This window comes from Paenibacillus sp. FSL H8-0034 (genome assembly GCF_038000305.1).
Taxonomy (GTDB): domain Bacteria; phylum Bacillota; class Bacilli; order Paenibacillales; family NBRC-103111; genus Paenibacillus_S.
The window spans coordinates 5,728,637-5,743,961 of sequence record NZ_JBBOBS010000001.1; the positions used below are offsets into that span (position 1 = coordinate 5,728,637).

Genomic DNA, 15,325 nt, shown 5'->3' on the forward strand with positions numbered 1-15,325 from the left:
TACTTATTACCCATTCTGTGGAAATTGAACATTATGCTGCATTGTTTTTGTGATACGCTGATAGCAAGGCCGCTTATACGTTCTGGCATGTATGAAAAAAGCAGGTACCTCAAGACTGCCGCCTCAGGTTACCTGCTTTTCCTTCAACCTCATCCCGCTCCACTCATCTACTCCTGGCCGCCGGAAATGTTACGGTGAAGCTCGTTCCCTCTCCAAGCGTGCTGCTGACATCAATGGTACCGTGATGGGCATCTACAATCGACTTCGCAATAGCCAGCCCCAGACCATGTCCGCCCATCTGTCGGGAACGGGATTTGTCCGAGCGATAAAAACGCAGAAATATTTGCTTCTGTTCTTCATCCGCAATCCCGATTCCATTATCTTCAACAACTATGATGAGCTTGCGATGGATATCGTTGGCATTTAATGAAAGCCTCAAAGTGACCTTGCCGCCGCTCGGCGTATACTTCAACGCATTATCCAGCAGGATGATAAGCAGCTGCTTGTAACGTGCCATATCTCCCTCGATTTCAAGCTTACCTGAGGCAATCATCTGCAGATCTATTTGCTTGGAACCGGATAAATTTTTCATGGATTCCACAATCATTTGGGCATGAGGCTCCAAATCGAAAGCTTCCCAATGCAAAATATATTCCGGCGTATCCGAACGAGCCAGCAGCAGCAGATCACTAACCAGTTTGGTCATGCGTTTGACCTCATCCTTCATGTTCACCAGCAGCTTTCGCACAAACGGATCCGTCTCCTCCGTCTGTTCCATTTCCAGTGAATCGATGGATGACAGCATGACACTTAACGGTGTTCTCAACTCGTGCGAGGCATCAGCCACGAATTCTCGCTGCCTCGTATAGGATTGTATAATCGGGATCATTGCTCGCCTTGACATGATATGGCTCATATACAGCGCAATTCCAAAAAACAGCACAGCCAAGCCACCAAAAATATACAATAACCAATTAAACAGCTCGTAGTTGTAGGAAATATTTTTACCGACATATAAAGTACCGATCTGCTTATTCCCCTGCATAATCGCTTTCCCTGCTGCCAGCAAACGAATTTCCTGAGTATTCTCCTGATCCAACGGTTTGTTGTACCCACGAGGAAAACGACGATCGCCAAATCGTTCCTTGGATAATTTCAGCTTGTCATAGCGCAGTTCATTTTTTTTGGGCGTCCAGCCCTTTAACAAACCCACCAACTGAGGACGCAGTCCCCGGCCGATATCGTTCCCATATAGCAGTTGACCATTTGGACCTATAATGTAATTAAACAGCTGATCCTGGGAGGGGCCGATTACACCCTGAATCTCCAGCATTCGCGTGTCCAGTATTTTATTCGTATTCATATGCTCCTCGATCAGACGCACCTCTTGTTCAACCACGGCTTCGACTTCACGCTCCTGATCGTTAAGGATAATAAAGTAGAGCAAGGCATACACAATCACTATAAAAATAATAAGAAACAGCATTAATAGTCCGCTGTACACAAGTGTCAAACGGCTTTGTGTGCGTTGAAAGATATCACTTCCCCAACGCCTGACGATCCACTTCAACCATTTATCCTTCAAGCTTATATCCCACCCCGCGAATACTTTGTATGAGTTCCTCCGAGCCGAATGGCTCCAGCTTTTTGCGCAGCAGCTTGACGGTTGCATCCACGATCTTGGCCGAAACATCGGTATCGTAACCCCATATCCGGTCCAAAATCACTTCCCGGGTCAGCACCTGACCCTTATTGTGTGCCAACAAATCCAATAGCTGAAACTCGCGGGGTGTTAGCTGGATCGTAATTCCACCTTGTTGCACGGAATATCCGGTACGATTCAGCTTCATATCTTGAAAATAGACAACCTCTTCCGTAATCGGAGCATAGTTGCGGCGGGATAACGCACGTAATCGAGCCAACAGCTCAGCTATTTCGAATGGTTTAATAAGATAATCGTCTGCCCCAGCATCCAATCCCTCGACCCGATCCTCCAATGAATCCTTTGCAGTCAGCATCAGTATTGCACCTGCATATCCTGATTTTCGCAGGGTCCGACAAGCATCGACACCATTGCCATCAGGCATCATCCAGTCCATAATGATGACATCATAATGAGAAGCCAGGGCATAGTCACGGGCATCATTACCTGTCATCACCCAATCTACCTGATAACCGGCTTTCCTCTTCAGCATATGTACAATCAGCTCGCCAAGGCGGGCATCATCTTCGGCTAACAAAATGTTCAATGCGCTGCACCTCTTTCTCTATAGAAGAAAGCATACCATGATTACATGAAAAATCAGTGAAAACTATTCATTCGATTGATATTCGCAGACAAAAATTTTTTATGTAGGAATAATGTTCCTTTCACCTAATTTTCACTTTGCAAGGATATATTAAGAATGCGCCAAGAAGCGTAACCAAAATAAACCAATCAGGAGTGATTTCTAGTATGAAGAAGAAACTACTGCCCATTACTTTAGGACTTGCCCTTATGGCACTTGCCGGTACAGCATACGCACAGTCAGCTACAACGACAACATCCACAGATACATCAACTGAACACAAAGCACAAGGATTCAAAGGTGGAGACAAGATGAAGCCTGGTGGTATCGCCAATCAGGAGCTATTGACTCTTTTAACTATTGATGAAGCTACCCTTCATTCCGAATTGAAAGCAGGCAAATCGTTGGCAGCAATTGGAGAGGCCAAAGGCATATCCAAGCAGCAAATCATCGATCTTCTTGTGAAGCAGGATGCTGACAGACTGGCCAAAGCGGTTACAGACGGCAAAATCACACAAGCACAAGCTGATGAAAGAAAAGCTAAACAGTTGGAAATGATCACTAAAAGAGTAGATCAAGCTGGAGCGTTTGGCGGTAAGGGCGGACCAGGCGAGCGTGGCAGCAAGGGACCTGAAGATCGCGGTGGACATGGTGGGTTTGGAGGTCCAGGCGGCTTTGCAGGTCCGGGTGGAGGCTTGGAAGCAGCTTCCTCGATTATCGGTTTGACAGCCAAAGAGATCGGAGATCAATTGAAGGCTGGTAAATCTCTAAGCGAAATCGCTCAGGAAAAAGGAGTCAGCAAGCAGCAATTGATTGATGGCCTTGTCAAGAAAGAAACCGAAAGAATCACCAAGCAGGTTGATGAAAAACGCCAACCAAAAGCATCCTCCACGGCTCCAGAGGCAGCTGCAACTGAGTAATTCACCTTCAAGGTGAGCATCATACTTAAAATAAGGGACAATCCCCATAATCCTCGGATTATAGGAGACTGTCCCTTTTGTCATTATTCATCTGCTGCATGACTACTGCCCGAACTTTTGCTACAATGTCATAGAGATGTGGATATACATACATCCATGATAGAGGAGAGAATACAATGGCACAAAATCGCCGACTGGAAACCGATCAGGAATTTAATGAAGCCATGGAAAAACAAGCTCTCATCCGAATATTTAAAGACGATCATATTATAGATTCCGGAGTTGTGATTACCCGCTTTGACGATCAAACCATCGTTGTGCAATCCGGCGTAAGCGGACTATTTTATTATTCAAGAGCAACGTGTGAGTTTTTCGAGACCAAACAGCGTTAAGTCTCTTTAAACTGGAAATGCCTCATCGATTTGTTTGGTTTGCTGCTCGCTGAGACTCCAGCCTACAGCACCTACATTTTCATGCAGCTGCTCAAGCTTACTCACGCCAATAATAGCTGCGGAAACTGCGGGACGATTCACAATCCAGTTCAAGCTTACTTGTGCGGGCGTTTTGCCAAGCTCGGTCGCGATGTCCTTTAACAGCTGAACACCCTCCTGAAATTTCTTAGCTCGTTCCGCAACGGCCGGTTCCTCGGCTCCGCGGCTTCCTCTTGGAATATTGGATTCATATTTACCGGACAAAATACCTCCGCCCATCGGACTGTAGAGGATCATCCCGATTCCTTGATCCACGCACATCGGCTGCAGCTCTTTCTCTACCGCCCGGTTAGCCAGGCTGTAATTAGGCTGCACCGAGATAAAGCTCGCAAGCTTATTCACATCACTGACCCATAATGCTTTCGTCAGCACCCATGCCGGGAAATTCGAGCAGCCTATGTAACGCACCTTGCCTTGACGGATCAAATCATCGTAAGCGCGCAAGGACTCCTCAAGCGGAGTTTCATAATCGACATTATGGGCCTGGTAGAGGTCAATATAGTCAGTGCCCAGCCGTCGCAGGCTGTTCTCGACCTCCTGCATAATATGCAGACGGGATTGGCCTCTGTTATTAATGCCGGGACCTACGTCACCATGCACCTTGGTAGCCACAACAACCTCGTGACGACGACCCTTGATCGCCCTGCCAAGGATTTCTTCGGCTTCTCCACCCGTATAACGGTTAGCATTATCGAACAGATTAATCCCAAGATCGATAGCCTCACGGATAATGCGAAAAGAATCTGTAGGCGTGACCTTACCCGGCTTCCCCCACGGAGGAGTTGGACTCCCGAAGTTCCAGCAGCCCAAGCTAAGTCTTGACACTTTAAGTCCTGATTTACCTAATCTAACATATTCCATTTGTTTTCCTCCTCAGAGCTTTGCGTAGCAAAGCTGGTATAGTAAATAAGCATCTACTGAGCTTTGCCTTGGCAAAGCTATTTTATCGATTGAAGTAAGCGGCTTGTTTCAGGAAAACGCTTTCTACCCGTTCAACAATAGCACCATCCAGCTCTGACTCGTTTCTTGCTTTTTGCCATTCCGGATCGTTTCTGAAAATCTCGAATTTGGTGTCGCGCTCTTCACGGTTGGCAAATTCCATCACGTAAACCAATTTGTTGCTTTCCGCATCGGTGTCTTCCCAAAAATCGGTAACCTTCATTCCGAGCCTGGAGAAAATATTCAAGGTGTGATTAGCGAAACGGTCGTTGATAGCTTGCATCCTGCCAGGATGAATATAATAAATTCGAAGCTCATACAGCATCAGGTCGTCCTCTTTTCCTCATTTGATTACCTACCTTCCCTATTATAAGTGACAAATCCACTATCGAAAATGACTGAATTGTTTGAAACTTAGTTTCGTGAAGTAAAGTACCTCTATCTTTTACGCAGCAGTGGCGGCTTTTTTGTCCCATGCATTCACGATCAGAACACTAACAACGCAGCCAAGAGCAATCCACCCGTTGTAGAAAAACACTTCTTTCATCCCAACCGCCTCGCTGGCATATCCTCCTATAAAGCTGCCAATAATTCTGGCAACACCCAGACTAAGCAGACCGTTCAAAGTCTGGCCGCTGGCCTTTAGCTCCTTGGGAACCTCCTGATTGATATACATCGCCATCGTCACAGAAAGCACAATAAAGATCAATCCATGCAGAAGCTGGGCTGGCAGCACCCAAAGTGGATTATCCGTCAGCGAAAATGCAAACCAACGGAGAGCCGTTGCGATACTGGCAATCAACAAAATATGTGTCATCCGTACCCGCTCAAATACTCGTTTTGCCACCAGCAAAAAGGGAATCTCGCTTATCGAGGAGATTACCATGGACCATCCAAGAAGGACGCTATCGCCTCCCATTGCCTTGAAGTAAACAGGAAAGAACGTATAGTAGTACCCTAAAGTAATTTGCAGGATCACGTTGATCCCCATATAAATCATCAGCTTCCGCTGTTTGAACAATACCCATATCCGCACTTTATCACCTGTCATCCGATAACCGGGAGCCTTGGGAAAACGAAGCAGCAGCAGCAGGGCGACCAGCATAACCAGTGAATAGACAGGAAATAAATAGTTAATGTTCAGCTTCGCTATAAAGCCGAAGGCAATTGACATCAAGGCAAAGCCGATCGTTCCACCCAGACGGATCTGACCGAACGACCAGCGCTTCTGCTTTTCCAGCTCCTGCAAAGTAATAGCATCACTAATTGCAAAGATCGATGTGTGAAAGAACGTAAATAAGCATACCATCGACATTAAAAACACATACATCGTGGACAGTGGAAAAAACAGCATAATGCTGCCACAGCCGATGATCAATATCATCAATATCGTGTTTTTATTGTTGGCCTGGTCCCCACGCGAACCCCAGAAGGGCTGAGCCAATAGAGCGACTAACGGCCCCAGGCTTAGCAGCGTACCAATTTCTGAAGGTGTTGCCCCAACAGATTGAAAGTAAATCGGCAGGAACGTACCATACACCGCATTTCCCATATAAATGACCATATAAAAAAGTAAAAAGTAGACCATGCATACATCCCTTTCGACGCTCAGGCATTTCTCACTATTGTATCAATAGCAGCGGACTGTGGGAAGACATTTGGGTTCTGAAATAACAAAAAAAAGCAGCCCTAAAGGCTGCTCATCCGTTCCATTTTGTATTTTTTCAATCCATTATAGGCCATCTCAAGCTGACTGTTAATATGCATTTCCGACGCCGAGTCACTCATCATGCTACAGGCCCTGACGAGACTGTCAATAACACTAAACAATTCAGGGTCCGTACGATAACAATCGGTGGATATCTCCTGCATTTCGTAAATCTTGTCTGCAAAGTTTGGATAAGCATTTAATGGAGTCATGTTAATCAAATCCCTTCTCGGTTAAGGAATAAAAGCAATGATGCACAATATAACTTCATTAAAAATGATTTAGTGTGTCTTAATAGTTATTGTAACGCTTCCAATGCTGTTTTACAATACACATTTCAATTATTTTTTACGTTCTGTACTTGGCAATTTCCTGTTCATACATATCTCCACCATGAGAATCATATACAACCATCACTGGAAACTGCTCCACTGTCAGCTTTCGAATGGCTTCCGGCCCAAGATCCTCATAAGCAACAACTTCGGCCGCTTTGACTTTCTGGGCCAGCAAAGCAGATAAACCGCCAATTGCAGCGAAGCATACGGCCTCATATTGTGTACAGGCCTCTCTTACCTGCTGGCTCCTCGGTCCTTTGCCGATGGTACCTTTGACTCCATACTTGTACATGGCAGGTGTGTAAGGGTCCATCCGTGAAGCGGTTGTTGGTGCGATCGAGCCGATGATTTGACCGGGCTTTGGAGGTGTCGGCCCTGCATAAAAGACCACTTCATTTTTCAAATTCACGGGAAATTCTTCACCGCGTTCAATCAGCTCCAGCAGACGCTTATGCGCCGCATCGCGCGCGACATAGATGGTTCCATTCAGAAATACCTCATCGCCTGCTCGAAACTGCAAGACTTGTTCTCTCGTTATAGGTGTCTCCAGAACAATTTTGGCCATGATTCAGCACCGCCTTTTATAATTTAGATTACACAGGATTTCTTGCGCGCAGCATGACATTGTAAATTGACGGCGACTGGCAGCGCGGTAATATGACAGCCGTACGTTTCCACCGCCACCCACAGGGCTGTACTCGTTCCGCCCAGACCTTGCGGTCCAATTCCCGTCTTATTGATTTCCTCCAGCAATTCCTTCTCCAGCTCGGCAATATGTGGTTCGTGGTGATATTCGCCCACATTCCGCAGTATCGCCTCCTTGGCAATCTCAGTGACTTTATCAAAGCTTCCGCCAATGCCAACTCCTACAACCAAGGGTGGACATGCCCTGCCGCCTGCTGCCAGTATCGTATCCATCACAAATTTTTTGACTCCGGCAGCGCCGTCTCCTGGAAGCAGAAACTTCATTGCACTCATATTCTCGCTTCCACCGCCCTTCGGCAGCACTGTGAGCTTAATTTGATCTCCAGGAACAATTTCAGTATGAATGACACCTGGCGTATTATCGTTCGTATTCTTACGCAATAAAGGATCGCCTACAATTGAATTGCGCAGATAGCCATCCTTATAGCCCTTCCTGATTCCATCGTGAATCGCATCATTGAAGCTGCCGCCTTCTATATGAACATCCTGCCCTACCTTGGCATAGACGACAGTAAGTCCGGTATCATGGCAGTACGGACGATCCTCTTCGGCAGCCAATTGTGCATTTTCAAGCAATTGATCCAGAATGCTTTTGCCCAGAGGAGATTTTTCGGTGGCACTTGCTTTACGGAAGCCTTCAACAATATCCTCCGGCAAGTAGTAGCAAGCCTCCATGCATAAAATAGCTACAGTATCACGAATTTGATCAACATGAATGGTCCTCATGATTCAGTCATCCTCTCTACGATTCTCGAATTTCCCCGAAAAAGCTTTTTCTTGCGGGCGTGATCCATTGGTCCATTTCTTCCCGCTTTTCTTCACCCACCAAACGATTTACAAGAACATCATGCCAAATATAATCCTCCAGCAAATCAATATGAGCCGGATCATCCGTATAAAACGCATTGCCGCCTTGTTCTATGGAATTACCGTAGAACAGCTCCTGACCATCTACCGATACAATGAACCAAGGGTGGTCAACATGCTCTACATAATGGGTTTTTCGGTGGAGTTCCAGCCCAGACAGTGGATCACTCACCTGGAACAATATGCCTCTCAGCAAGCAGCCTTCCTGCCGTTTCTTCAGATCCTCCATCAGATTGCGATACATCGGCTCCCACATGGAAAGCACGATTCGTTTGCGGGCACGTCGAATAAGGACCCGGCAAAAAGATAGGATGTTGTCCTCCCCTTTTACTGTAGACACATAGATTTCAGGCTCGCGCTCCTGCTTCTCAAGCGCTTTCAATTCTTTTTCCAGACTGCTGTACGTTTCTTCCCATTTTGATTTCATCGACTCAAGAAAGACATCTACCGGTAAAGACGAGTAGTGGGCTCCACCCTCGCTTTCCTGCTTCATGACCAATCCATGCTGCACCAGGCCATCGAGCACATCGTACACTCGCGCCCGCGGTACCCCCGATACTTTACTGATCTGATACGCATTTGAGAGTCCGAGCGGAACCAAGGAAAGGTATACCTTGGCTTCATATTGGGTTAACCCCATAGCTTGAATATTCCCCAGCAGTTCTTCCATTCGCAATCCCCATTTCTACGCCAGACATTAGTTACTATTATAGTAATCACTATAGATGTTAATTCCATATTATCAAATAAAATTGCGGTTTACAATGACAAAAAAGGATACATCCTCGGAATCGTGAATGTATCCTTCAATGGCTGATCGAAATTGGTTTTAATTGTTTAATATAGCTTCGATTTTCTCAAGCACTTCGCTGTCCAAAGTAATGCCAGAAGCGGCGCAGTTTTCAATTACCTGTTCCGGGCGGCTGGCACCGACCAAAGTACTGGCGACATTTTCCTGTCTTAAAATCCATGCCAGGGCTAACTGCGAAAGTTTAATACCCAATTCGTCGGAGATTTTCTCCAGCTGTGCGACTTGGATTAATTGGCTTTCTTTTAAATTATTCTCTCCCCAATTTTTGCTTGCTGCGCGGCTATCGGCTGGTATGGCAGAACCAGGACGGTATTTGCCTGTCAATATACCTTGTGCAAGCGGTGAGAACACGACTTGACCGATTCCGCTTTTGGTACCGAGTGGAATGATTTCCTTCTCAATGTAACGGTTAAACATGTTATAGACCGGTTGGTTAACAATGATCCTGTCCAACAAATATTTATCTGCAATTGCCAATGCTTCCTGCATTTGGGCTGCAGTCCATTCACTGATGCCCGCATACAGTACTTTACCTTGCGTTATCAGATCATCGATCGCCCGCAGCGTTTCTTCAACTGGAGTTTGTGGGTCATACCGATGGCAATAATAAATATCAACATAGTCTACAGCCAAACGCTTCAAGCTCGCATGGCACTGCTCCATCAAATGCTTACGTGACAAACCACGGTCGTTCGGGCCATCCCCCATCGGCCAAAATACTTTGGTTGCCAGAACATAAGAATCACGCGGATAAGCATTTAATATTTGGCCTACAACCTTTTCTGCTTCGCCTCGTTCATAGGCATTGGCCGTATCGAAAAAATTGATGCCGAGGTCATACGCCTGCTCAATAGATTTGACGGCTTTTTCATTTTCCACGTAACCTCCATAAGTCATCCAACTACCGAGGCTGATTTCACTGACCTTCAAACCACTACCACCAAGTCTACGATATTTCATTAAGTTATACCTCCATGGATTAAGTTTAAGTTACCTATTGATTGTAAGTTAAAGTTCGTTCCAAGGTAAGTACTGAATAAATGTTCCTTTAGTAACTTTGTAGTAAGTTATAGAGGTAACTTATACAACAACAAAAACCGTTAAAGCCCCGTAGGGGGATTTAACGGTTATTTCTGGTTGCTTTTAATGAACCAGGTTAGGTTGCTATGCTCTGATTTCTGCTTCTGGAATACGATTTAAGGTACTGCATAATGAAGGCATAATCACCTACGCTTGATTTGACAAATTCAATACCGTAATAATGGCAATAGGTTGTTGACCGCTGCCAGTTGATATGGCCTGTAATTTCTATATGTTGATTCAGAAGGGTAAATTTCACGGTAATATTAATATCGTTATCTGCTGCTTTGAGATTTAAGAAAGACTCAATCTGACATCCGTTCTGACTCAAGTCAACAAGTCTGGCTCCCACATCTTTGCTATTCATTTCCATACCATTGATTTCAATAATCGTAAATGGAGATTCAATATTCTCGGCAAATTGATATCGGAGTGGTTCTTTTCTTCGACTGGCTGCCAAACTAGCTCACCTCAAGACATAAGTTAATACGATCAGTATAGCATAGGATGTTCCTGATCATTTTAAAGCTTTAGTCAAGTGGAATTCAAATCGATTGTATTTTGACATGTCATACTGTTACGTATGGGTTAAAGTTGAAAATGGATATCGAACGAAAGCTTGAAGTAGAAAAAAATCATTCAATCTAATACCTTGATCTGCTAAACTAACCTAATGTTCTTCTAAACTATAGAAGAGGTGAACCTAGGAGGATGGATATATGGAACTTAGCGACACTACTTTCAACGAATATGTTGAAAATTATTTGATTTATCTCGCCGTAGAAAAAAAATTTATCAAAAAAAACAATAAACGCCTATCTTTCTGATCTAAATGGTTTTAGAAAATGGTGTAGCGAGAATTCATTCCATTCAATTACTAAGAAAGAGCTTTTTACATATTTTGAAGAATTAACATCTGCAAAACTACTTAAAGATTCAACTATAAAAAGGAAATATATTTCCTTTAAGGCTCTCTTTCAATATTTCGTACACAAACAATGGATTACTTCTTCCCCGTTAATCGACTTTGGAAAAAATTTTAAAAAGGCAAAACGCATTCCTAAAACATTGTCCATTCAGGATGTGCAAAAACTTCTACAATCTCCAAAAGAAGATTACAAAGAACTAAAAAGTGATTATAGAAGAAGAATTTGCATGAGAAACAATGCCATTATCGAACTTCTATTTTCAACAGGAATCCGCATCGGGGAACTGGTCAACATCAATATAGCGGATCTGGATTTCACTCAACAAACATTATTGATATTTGGCAAAGGTAGAAAGGAGAGAATGTTATATCTTTCGAGCTTGGAGGTTATTGACGTTATTAAGGAATGGCTGGATGCTAGAAGCCAATTAAAACCCAGTTGTGATGCCTTGTTTATTAATAAATATGGTAATAGACTTACGATATTTTCAATTGAAGATATTTATTATAAATATCGAGACACTTCCAAAATTAACGAAAAATCAACTCCTCATTATTTAAGACATACATTTGCGACACATTTATTAGATAATGGCGCGGATCTTAGAGCTGTTCAAGAAATTTTGGGGCATTCCAACGTGAGTACTACAGAAATTTATACAGAAGTATCGGTGCAACGAAAAAAAGATGTTTTGTCTAAGTATAATCCACGTAATCAATTGAATTTCTAAAGAAAAAACCTCCTAATAACTATGAATTATTTGGAGGTTTTTTTGATGGAGATAACACAATTGGTTCAATTCTACAACGAAATGAATGTGCTAGGAAAATTTCCTGATTTTTTATGCATTGTCTTCGTTTCTAACGATAGTAACAATTTCAATGATAATGATCATTTATCAGAGTGTGTAACAAGTCATGAGCGAGCAGAGATAGTTAATGCATTCCGTGCAATTGCGAACTTTGTAATCTCATACAAAAGCGAAACAGAATTTATTCAAAATATGGATGAACTTAAACGCAGATTCAAGTATGTACTTGTATATTCCATGGCTCAAAACACTAATGGTATAGGCAGAAGATGTCTTATTCCTTTATTATGTGAGCACTTTAATCTATACAACATCAGCGCAGACTTCTATACCTCCGTACTGGGCGGGAACAAGGTATTAATGCATGAACTAGTAAAAGGTCATCCGGGGATGTATTTTCCTATTACATATATTTATGAGAATAGAGCAGATATTCATTATATCCAACACTTTTATAATAATTTAATGAATTTTATGGTTAAGCCTAATTCAGAATCAGCAAGCATTGGTGTTAATAAGATAAATGTGCGCGAGATGTCCATAGATAAAGCTACTGAAATAATACAAGGCCTTTATAATATTCACGGGACATTGATCTTTCAACAGTACATAACAGGAAAAGAAGTAGAGGTACCAGTTATTGCTCACAAGGGAAGCTACTTCACTCCAGAAGCCATTGAAATTGTTTTTCCAGAAGGTAGTGATTTTCTGGACTCCCATATTGTTGCGAATGAGTCTTACGACTTTAACATTTATAGAGGCCCCCACAAAGAAGGTCTCATTACCGCAGCTAGGCACTGCGCTAAGCTGCTTCGATTTTCTGCTATAAGCCGTATTGATTTTAGGGTGAATGAAGAGAATTATTATATTATGGACATAACACCTAATCCTACAATTTCTTCGAAAAGCTCAACTCACGTTATGTTTGAAAATTTGTTCAATGGTGATCAAGATGCCGCTTATAAAATGCTTGTGTTTGAAGCTGTCAGAAGTCGAAATTTACTCGAACCATCGTTCAATCCCACCAAATAGAATCAGATTTTTATAATGTGCGTAAGTCTCTTCAGGATAGTAACTATTTAATAATTGCTCTAATTTTTTTTCCATTTCGCTTTGATTTAAATTTCTCTCCATCAGAGAACGCATATTACTGAATTTGTCAGTAAAAAATTGCTCATACGGTTTGAGCAGATTCGGATATTTTATTTCACTAAATAATTCAGTATATAACTGGTCAAAATCACTTTTGTTGCATTCTACAAAATAGACGTAGAGGATATTGTGCAAAGCATAGAATCTATGATAGCGATCCGTTCCATTTTTAATTAAAATTAATGTGCGAAGAGCTGTTTCTCTATCAGTAAAAAGTTGAGCAGCCGCCAGATTGTTTCGAATAATTGTGGCATCACTTGTATCCGTATTTTCAGCCTCTTTCAATAGTTTTTCAAATTTTTTTACAGCTTTTTGGATCGTTAGTTTTCCAGACATTCTTTGTGCAACAATATAATTGTTCTGATAGGACAAGTACGTATCTTTATTAATAATGTTTAAATCGAACGTGCTCTTTTCGTTCAGTACCATTACCGCTTCGTTATAACGACCCAAATAAATTAGTGAAAAACTGTAGTTGATTTTAGATAGTTCATACTCATATGGATATTCTTTGGACAGTAAATAAGCGCTTTTAGTGCAGCGTAATCCTTCTTCTATGTTTTCCATATAAATCGTATTACCTACGCGCATAAGTTTTAGAAAATTCCGATAATTTTTTCTACTATTCTCTTCGTTATACTTAAGAACTTTACTTGTGAATAGTTGGGAATTTCTTTTCTGTTTATCTGAAGGTTCGTCAAATGCAGCTGCTAAGAGTATTAAATTAATATGGAATTCATTCTCCCAATAAGACACATCATTGCAATTCGTACTCTTAAGTTTCCCCATTTGCTTGGACATTTCATCGTGTAGTTCTGGAAGAATAGAAGAAGTACTTTCATTTTCGAAATAATAAATAACTACCACAGAATAGCAACACAGTTTGGCTAGTACATTCAAATTACTTGATTTAGTTTCCTGATAAAATCTTTTCATTTCTGTACTTAGTTCGTTCGGTTTATGCTCGTTATGTTTTCTTGCCGCTTCCAATGAACTAGCATAAAAAGTTCCAATTTCATTTTTTTTCATTTTTAACACAATCTGCAATCGTTGTTCGTCAAGTCCTTCCTTTTTGGCATAATAATAGGCAACAATATAAGAAGAAATTGTATCCTCTGTGTTTCTGTTAAATTGCTGCTGTAACTCAGCTAGATAAAAATATTCTTGCGGATAATTTTTATTTATATAATGATATATCTTTTCAATTATTGGACTCTTCAGAGTCTCTTTTGCTCTATTGTAGAAAAAGTTCTTGATCACTTCTTCCATGAATTGGTAAGTATTTTCTTTCTTTCTACCCAATACTTTCGTATTGACGGCTGGAATAATATAATCAAACATTGACGGTTCCATGGCATCTTCAATATCAAATTTTGTAAAAGTATTTAAAAACAAACTGCACTGATACAAAAATATATCTAGCTGACTTCTATCAAGAGAACCATCTTTAAGTGTCGATAGCATTATATCAATAATTTTTTGAGTAAGCATTTCAACATCTGCATCTGCTGCTTGTGCAGATTTAGCAATTGCTTCACTGTATTTTCGGAAAAATTCAATACCTAAATGTCTTGTAAGACTGACAACATGAGTACCATATCCTGATTCGCGTTTGTCAATAAATTGCAGATCATCTTCTGAAATATCGCATTGTTTCCAGATTATATTAGAATAGCAATCCTCTTTTCTATTTTCGTCCAAATCAATATACTGAATAATTAAGCCTGTATCTCTTAATTTCTTTGCTTGAATAAAGTTAATCAATAACCCTAGCAGTGAATACTCTTTGTCGGATAACTTGTTATAGTTTTCTACTATAATAACTTTTTTTAGTTTTTTATAATCTTTATATGACTTTCTCCTTGGATTTAACATTTTTATTATTGGACGGAATTCTTTTTCCCAGTTCACTGCTAGCTCTGGTAAAATACCACCTGTAATTAACTCTAATAAAGGACTAAAAGAATTAATAGGAGTGGTCGGTAGTATCACTTTTAGCATATTTGATAAATTGAATTTTAATCCTCCTGTAATCTTAAGCTTACTGCTAGGTGCTTCTTCAGAAAGAACATCCTCAAATGAAATTTTTTCGTACTGAACAAGTTGATTCAAATAACTTGCTTTTATATTGAAACGACTGTTTGTTTTAATTCTTATGATTCTTTCCATCGAATTGCTCAACAAAGTTGCAGAAATAAATTGTTTAATCTCTACTTGTATTGGCAACTCTTGTGGTTCATTATTCAAAATAGAACCTCCAAATAATTCATAGTTATTAGTATATAAATT

16 protein-coding genes and 1 pseudogene are annotated in these 15,325 nt (G+C 41.4%); 5 read left to right on the forward strand and 12 right to left on the reverse strand.

Annotation, left to right across the window (positions count from 1 at the left end):
• Positions 1–163: 163 nt before the first annotated feature.
• Positions 164–1,585 carry a sensor histidine kinase gene (locus NST47_RS25935; RefSeq protein WP_341157714.1) on the reverse strand — a complete coding sequence of 474 codons (1,422 nt, stop codon included), beginning with the start codon at positions 1,583–1,585 and terminating at the stop codon, positions 164–166.
• Positions 1,575–2,249: a response regulator transcription factor gene (locus NST47_RS25940; RefSeq protein ID WP_341157715.1), complete on the reverse strand. Its 675-nt coding sequence runs from the start codon at positions 2,247–2,249 to the stop codon at positions 1,575–1,577. Before NST47_RS25940 ends, NST47_RS25935 begins: the two co-directional genes overlap by 11 nt.
• A 206-nt stretch (positions 2,250–2,455) precedes the next feature.
• Here NST47_RS25940 and NST47_RS25945 point away from each other — a divergent pair, with 206 nt between their 5' ends.
• Both NST47_RS25945 and NST47_RS25950 read left to right on the forward strand, forming a co-directional pair.
• Positions 2,456–3,208 carry a hypothetical protein gene (locus tag NST47_RS25945; protein WP_341157716.1) on the forward strand — a complete coding sequence of 251 codons (753 nt, stop codon included), beginning with the start codon at positions 2,456–2,458 and terminating at the stop codon, positions 3,206–3,208.
• Positions 3,209–3,384: 176 nt separating this feature from the next.
• Positions 3,385–3,600 (forward strand): hypothetical protein, encoded by a 216-nt coding sequence (locus NST47_RS25950; RefSeq protein WP_341157717.1) that lies wholly within the window; start codon positions 3,385–3,387, stop codon positions 3,598–3,600.
• A gap of 6 nt (positions 3,601–3,606) precedes the next feature.
• Here NST47_RS25950 and NST47_RS25955 read toward each other — a convergent pair whose 3' ends face one another.
• From NST47_RS25955 to NST47_RS25995, 9 genes are all read right to left on the reverse strand, one after another.
• Positions 3,607–4,560: an aldo/keto reductase gene (locus NST47_RS25955; RefSeq protein WP_341157718.1), complete on the reverse strand. Its 954-nt coding sequence runs from the start codon at positions 4,558–4,560 to the stop codon at positions 3,607–3,609.
• 82 nt (positions 4,561–4,642) lie between these two features.
• Positions 4,643–4,963 carry an NIPSNAP family protein gene (locus NST47_RS25960; RefSeq protein WP_341157719.1) on the reverse strand — a complete coding sequence of 107 codons (321 nt, stop codon included), beginning with the start codon at positions 4,961–4,963 and terminating at the stop codon, positions 4,643–4,645.
• A 120-nt stretch (positions 4,964–5,083) separates the two neighbouring features.
• A complete protein-coding gene (locus NST47_RS25965; protein WP_341157720.1) occupies positions 5,084–6,226 on the reverse strand; it encodes an MFS transporter in 1,143 nt (380 codons plus the stop codon).
• A gap of 101 nt (positions 6,227–6,327) precedes the next feature.
• Positions 6,328–6,558: a hypothetical protein gene (locus NST47_RS25970; RefSeq protein ID WP_076236110.1), complete on the reverse strand. Its 231-nt coding sequence runs from the start codon at positions 6,556–6,558 to the stop codon at positions 6,328–6,330.
• A 136-nt stretch (positions 6,559–6,694) separates the two neighbouring features.
• Positions 6,695–7,246 carry a Fe-S-containing hydro-lyase gene (locus NST47_RS25975; protein ID WP_341157721.1) on the reverse strand — a complete coding sequence of 184 codons (552 nt, stop codon included), beginning with the start codon at positions 7,244–7,246 and terminating at the stop codon, positions 6,695–6,697.
• Between the two features lie 23 nt (positions 7,247–7,269).
• Entirely contained in the window at positions 7,270–8,112 is an 843-nt protein-coding gene (locus NST47_RS25980; RefSeq protein WP_341157722.1) for a fumarate hydratase, read from the reverse strand.
• A 16-nt stretch (positions 8,113–8,128) separates the two neighbouring features.
• Positions 8,129–8,923, reverse strand: coding sequence for a TrmB family transcriptional regulator (locus NST47_RS25985; protein WP_341157723.1), 795 nt, complete (start codon positions 8,921–8,923; stop codon positions 8,129–8,131).
• Positions 8,924–9,082: 159 nt separating this feature from the next.
• Positions 9,083–10,024: an aldo/keto reductase family protein gene (locus tag NST47_RS25990; RefSeq protein ID WP_076236114.1), complete on the reverse strand. Its 942-nt coding sequence runs from the start codon at positions 10,022–10,024 to the stop codon at positions 9,083–9,085.
• Between the two features lie 196 nt (positions 10,025–10,220).
• A complete protein-coding gene (locus NST47_RS25995) occupies positions 10,221–10,604 on the reverse strand; it encodes a PilZ domain-containing protein (RefSeq protein WP_341157724.1) in 384 nt (127 codons plus the stop codon).
• Positions 10,605–10,951: 347 nt separating this feature from the next.
• On the opposite strand from NST47_RS25995, the pseudogene NST47_RS26000 reads away from it, so the two are divergent.
• From NST47_RS26000 to NST47_RS26010, 3 genes and pseudogenes are all read left to right on the forward strand, one after another.
• Positions 10,952–11,086: pseudogene (locus NST47_RS26000) on the forward strand (tyrosine-type recombinase/integrase); the annotation flags it as partial.
• Between the two features lie 126 nt (positions 11,087–11,212).
• Positions 11,213–11,803: a tyrosine-type recombinase/integrase gene (locus NST47_RS26005; RefSeq protein WP_341157725.1), complete on the forward strand. Its 591-nt coding sequence runs from the start codon at positions 11,213–11,215 to the stop codon at positions 11,801–11,803.
• 45 nt (positions 11,804–11,848) lie between these two features.
• Positions 11,849–12,916 carry a hypothetical protein gene (locus NST47_RS26010; protein ID WP_341157726.1) on the forward strand — a complete coding sequence of 356 codons (1,068 nt, stop codon included), beginning with the start codon at positions 11,849–11,851 and terminating at the stop codon, positions 12,914–12,916.
• Here NST47_RS26010 and NST47_RS26015 read toward each other — a convergent pair.
• The gene (locus NST47_RS26015; protein WP_341157727.1) at positions 12,884–15,283 is read right to left on the reverse strand and encodes a hypothetical protein; all 2,400 of its coding nucleotides are present in this window, start codon (positions 15,281–15,283) and stop codon (positions 12,884–12,886) included. The genes NST47_RS26010 and NST47_RS26015 overlap by 33 nt on opposite strands.
• Positions 15,284–15,325: the final 42 nt, after the last annotated feature.